This is a genomic window from Streptomyces tricolor, from assembly GCF_002155905.1.
In the GTDB taxonomy this organism is placed as follows: Bacteria; Actinomycetota; Actinomycetes; order Streptomycetales; family Streptomycetaceae; genus Streptomyces; species Streptomyces tricolor.
Genome location: NZ_MUMF01000475.1, coordinates 1 through 3,563, shown reverse-complemented (window position 1 = coordinate 3,563; position 3,563 = coordinate 1). Strand labels below are relative to the sequence as shown.

6 protein-coding genes are annotated in these 3,563 nt (G+C 73.8%); 3 read left to right on the top strand and 3 right to left on the bottom strand.

Features of this window, described 5'->3' with window-relative positions:
• On the top strand, nt 1-207 hold a 207-nt coding region (locus CCN44_RS30245; RefSeq protein ID WP_208639867.1), incomplete at its 5' end, for an OsmC family protein.
• Here CCN44_RS30245 and narJ read toward each other — a convergent pair.
• From narJ to CCN44_RS30230, 3 genes are all read right to left on the bottom strand, one after another.
• Entirely contained in the window at nt 182-724 is a 543-nt protein-coding gene (narJ, locus tag CCN44_RS30240) for a nitrate reductase molybdenum cofactor assembly chaperone (protein WP_086701135.1), read from the bottom strand. The genes CCN44_RS30245 and narJ overlap by 26 nt on opposite strands.
• Nucleotides 725-918: 194 nt before the next feature.
• Nucleotides 919-1,782, bottom strand: a complete 864-nt coding sequence (locus CCN44_RS30235; RefSeq protein WP_086701132.1) for a helix-turn-helix domain-containing protein — start codon at nt 1,780-1,782, stop codon at nt 919-921.
• 99 nt (nt 1,783-1,881) lie between these two features.
• A complete protein-coding gene (locus CCN44_RS30230) occupies nt 1,882-2,715 on the bottom strand; it encodes a helix-turn-helix domain-containing protein (RefSeq protein ID WP_059254306.1) in 834 nt (277 codons plus the stop codon).
• 145 nt (nt 2,716-2,860) lie between these two features.
• On the opposite strand from CCN44_RS30230, the gene CCN44_RS30225 reads away from it, so the two are divergent.
• Both CCN44_RS30225 and CCN44_RS30220 read left to right on the top strand, forming a co-directional pair.
• The gene (locus CCN44_RS30225; RefSeq protein WP_059254308.1) at nt 2,861-3,166 is read left to right on the top strand and encodes a 4a-hydroxytetrahydrobiopterin dehydratase; all 306 of its coding nucleotides are present in this window, start codon (nt 2,861-2,863) and stop codon (nt 3,164-3,166) included.
• 5 nt (nt 3,167-3,171) lie between these two features.
• Nucleotides 3,172-3,563, top strand: a 392-nt coding sequence (locus CCN44_RS30220) for a class I SAM-dependent methyltransferase (protein WP_143650051.1), incomplete at its 3' end; no start/stop codon positions are given.

Below are 3,563 nucleotides of genomic sequence, written 5' to 3'. Positions count from 1 at the left end.
GATGCCCTCGCCCGGCTGGAGACCAAGGCCGGCGTCACCTTCCAGCCGGGCGAGGGCATCACCGGCATCCACCTCACCGTGCGCGGCGAGGTGCCGGGCCTGGACGAGGACGGCTTCCGGTCGGCCGCCGAGGACGCCAAGAAGAACTGCCCGGTCAGCCAGGCCCTGGCCGGTACGACGATCACCCTGACGGCCGAGCTGGCCTGACGCTCGTCCGCTCTCCGGTGCCGTGCTCCGTCCCGGGGCGCGGCACCGCCGGCAGGGTGGCGCACACCGCGTCCAGGACGTCGGCGTACGGCGTGCCGCAGCCGGCCAGCCGCGTCCGCAGCCGCTCCAGGCCGTCGCGGTGCTCGGTGAGCAGGCTGGTGTCGCCGGTCCGTGCCGTGAACTCCAGCACCGCCGGCAGGAAGTCCGGCAGCTCCGCGCCGCTGCACTCCAGGCCGTGCCGGCGGTAGAGGTCCCGGAAGCGGGCCACGGGCGTCCCGCGCCGCGGGGTGTCGCCGTCGTGCCACCGGCTCAGGTACAGGCTGTGCCGGTTCCCGCGGCGGAAGACCTCCACGTAGTGCGCGGCCAGTTCCCCGGGCGGGGTGAGGGCCGCGTGGTCGGTGAACGCCCGTAGCTGCGGGGCGGCCTGGCGCAGCAGCGGCAGCCGGGCGACGAGGTCGTCGTCCGGGTAGGTCAGGCAGAGGGCCGCCGCCTGGTAGAGCACCGCGTCCGAGGGCATGGGGCCTCCTTCGCGTGGTCGGACGTCTGCCGTCCGCGCGGCAGGGAGAAGTCCGCCACGGACAGCCGTCGCCGGGATCGGGGAGAACCCGGTGATCAGCCCTCGGGTTCTTCCCGTACTCAGAACCTAGGGGCGGCCCCCCGGCCCCACCCGTCCGGGAGACCCGTACGGGTCACACCGGGGCGGGGCCGGGCTCAGAGCCGCTCGCGGTGCTCCCGCAGCAGCTTCAGCGTGCGCTGGGCGGACGCGGCCCGGGCCGTCATGTGGTCCAGCACCTCCAGGTGCGCGGCCACCTCCCGGCGCGCGTCCAGGTAGAGGGCGCCGGTCAGATACTCGGTGAACACCATGTCCGGCAGCTCCGGCTCGGCGAACCGGAACAGCGTGAACGGCGCGTACGTGCCCGGGTGCGGACCCGCCGCGAACTCGGCGATCTGCAGCGTGACCCGGTCCCGTTCGGCGTACTCCAGCAGCCGGTCCAGCTGGTCCCGCAGCACCTCGGGGCGCATGCTCACCGGGCGTCTGAGCACCGTCTCGTCCATGATCACCCACAGGTGGGGCGGATCGTCCCGCTCCAGCAGCCGCTGCCGCTCCATGCGCAGCGACACATGCCGCTCCACCGTCTCCGGCGAGGTCTGCCCGATCGTCCCGGCCTCCAGCACCGCCCGCGCGTACTCCTCGGTCTGCAACAGGCCGGGCACGAAGTGCGGCTCGTAGGAGCGGATGATCCGGGCGGCGCCCTCCAGGCTGACGTACAGGCTGAACCAGTCCGGCAGCACGTCGTGGAACCGCTGCCACCAGCCCGGCTGGTTCGCCTCCTCGGCCAGCCGCACGAACGCGTCGGCCTCCTCCTCGGGCACCCCGTAGGTGGTGAGCAGCACCTGCACGTAGGGGATCTTCAGCGCGACCTCGGCCATCTCCATCCGCCGTACGGTCGCCGAGGCCACCCTCAGGACCCGGGCGGCCTCGTCGCGGCTGAGCCCCGCCGCCTCGCGCAGCTCCTGCAACCGCTTGCCGAGCACCACCTGACCCACGGTGGGCGCAGCCCGCCGCTCACTCACGCCACGCCCTCCCCTTACGCGCCGATCCGCGGGGAGCAGTCTGTCATGGGTCGCCGTCTCGCACACGTGCCCGAGGCAACGAACCGCGCCGGAGCGGGATCAACCGGCCAGGCCGTGCAGGTAGGCGGCGGTCGCCGGGTCCGCCGGCAGGAACGTCTCGATGGCGAGTTCGGCGACCGTGACGTCCATCGGGGTGTTGAACGTGGAGATCGAGGACACGAACGACAGGATCCGGCCGTCGTGCTCGATGCGCATCGGCAGCGCGAAGTACGCCACGGGCTCGGCCGGTTCGGCGCCGGGCGGCTCCTCGGGCACCGGGTAGGCCGCCACCTCCTCGTACAGCGCGCGCAGCCGGTCCGAGCGGTGCAGGGCGATCTCCCGCTCCATCTGGGCCAGCAGATGCCCGCGCCACTCCCGCAGGTTCCGGATGCGCGGCGCCAGCCCCTCGGGGTGCAGGGTCAGCCGCATCGCGTTCGGCGCCGGGGCCAGCAGCTCCTCCGCAACTCCCGTCAGCAGCCGGGCGATCCCCCGGTTCGCGGCGACGACCGTGTACGTCGCGTCGACCACCAGCGCCGGGTAGGGCTCGTAGCCCCGGATGAGCCGCTCCATGCCGTCGCGCAGCGCGTCCAGCGCCGGATCGTCCAGCGGGGTCTCCGGGTAGCGCGGGGCGTAACCGGCCGCCAGCAGCAGGGCGTTGCGCTCGCGCACCGGCACCTCCAGCTGCTCGGCGAGCCGCAGCACCATCTCCTCGCTGGGCCGGGACCGGCCGGTCTCCACGAAACTGATGTGCCGCGCGGAGGAGTCGGCGCGCAGCGCCAGTTCCAGCTGGGAGATCCGGCGCCGCTCGCGCCAGGCGCGCAGCAGCGGGCCGACGCCCGTGCCGGCGACGGTGACGGCGGCGGAGGCGGTGGGAACGGACGCGGCAACAGGCATACCGCCGACCCTAGTCGAGGAACAGCCGTACGCGGCAGGCGGGCTGAGGACGCGTCGGGGCCCCGCCCGCACCGCCGACGTGGCAGGCTGAACCCGTAACCCGCCTCTCCCCGCACGGGGAAACACACCGAAGGGAGCCCCGGCCATGGCCGTCGAACCGCTGTCGCAGAAGGAGATCGAGGACCGGCTGGCCGAGCTGCCGGGCTGGTCCGTGGACGGCGACCGCCTCACCCGCTCCTACCGGCTCGGCTCGCACTTCGCGGCAGCGGCGCTGGTCGTGCACATCGCCGGCATCCAGGAGGAACTGGACCACCACTCCGACCTGACTCTCGGCTACCACACCGTCTCCCTCAGCGTGAACACCCACAGCGCGGGCGGCGCCGTCACCGACAAGGACTTCGCTCTCGCCCGCAGGGTGGAGGACATCGCCCCAGGTCACGGGGCACACTGAGCGATGTGCTGGACTACGAGAAAGAAGCCGGTGACTACGACACCCTGCGCGGCGGCGAGGCCCGCGCCCAGGAGGCCGCACAGGCCGTCCTCGGCCTGATCCCCGCGGGGACCCGCCGCCTGCTGGACGTCGCCTGCGGCACCGGGATCGTCACCCGGCGGCTCGCCGCCGCACGCCCCGGACTGCGGGTGACCGGCGCGGACCTCACCGCCGCCATGGTCCGGACGGCCGCGGCCCGGCTGCCCGGCGCGGTCGTCCGCGCCGACAGCCGCCGACTGCCCTTCCCCGACGCCACCTTCGACGCGGTCACCAGCATCTGGCTGCTGCACCTGCTGGACGACCCCGAGGACCTGCGCGCGGTGATCGCCGAGTGCGCCCGGGTGCTGCGGCCCGGCGG

Excerpts from the sequence above, each read along its gene's own strand:
- narJ (WP_086701135.1), bottom strand. The coding sequence starts at position 724 with ATGCCCTCGGACGCGGTGCTCTACCAGGCGGCGGCCCTCTGCCTGACC.
- CCN44_RS30230 (WP_059254306.1), bottom strand. The coding sequence starts at position 2,715 with ATGCCTGTTGCCGCGTCCGTTCCCACCGCCTCCGCCGCCGTCACCGTC.
- CCN44_RS30225 (WP_059254308.1), top strand. The coding sequence starts at position 2,861 with ATGGCCGTCGAACCGCTGTCGCAGAAGGAGATCGAGGACCGGCTGGCC.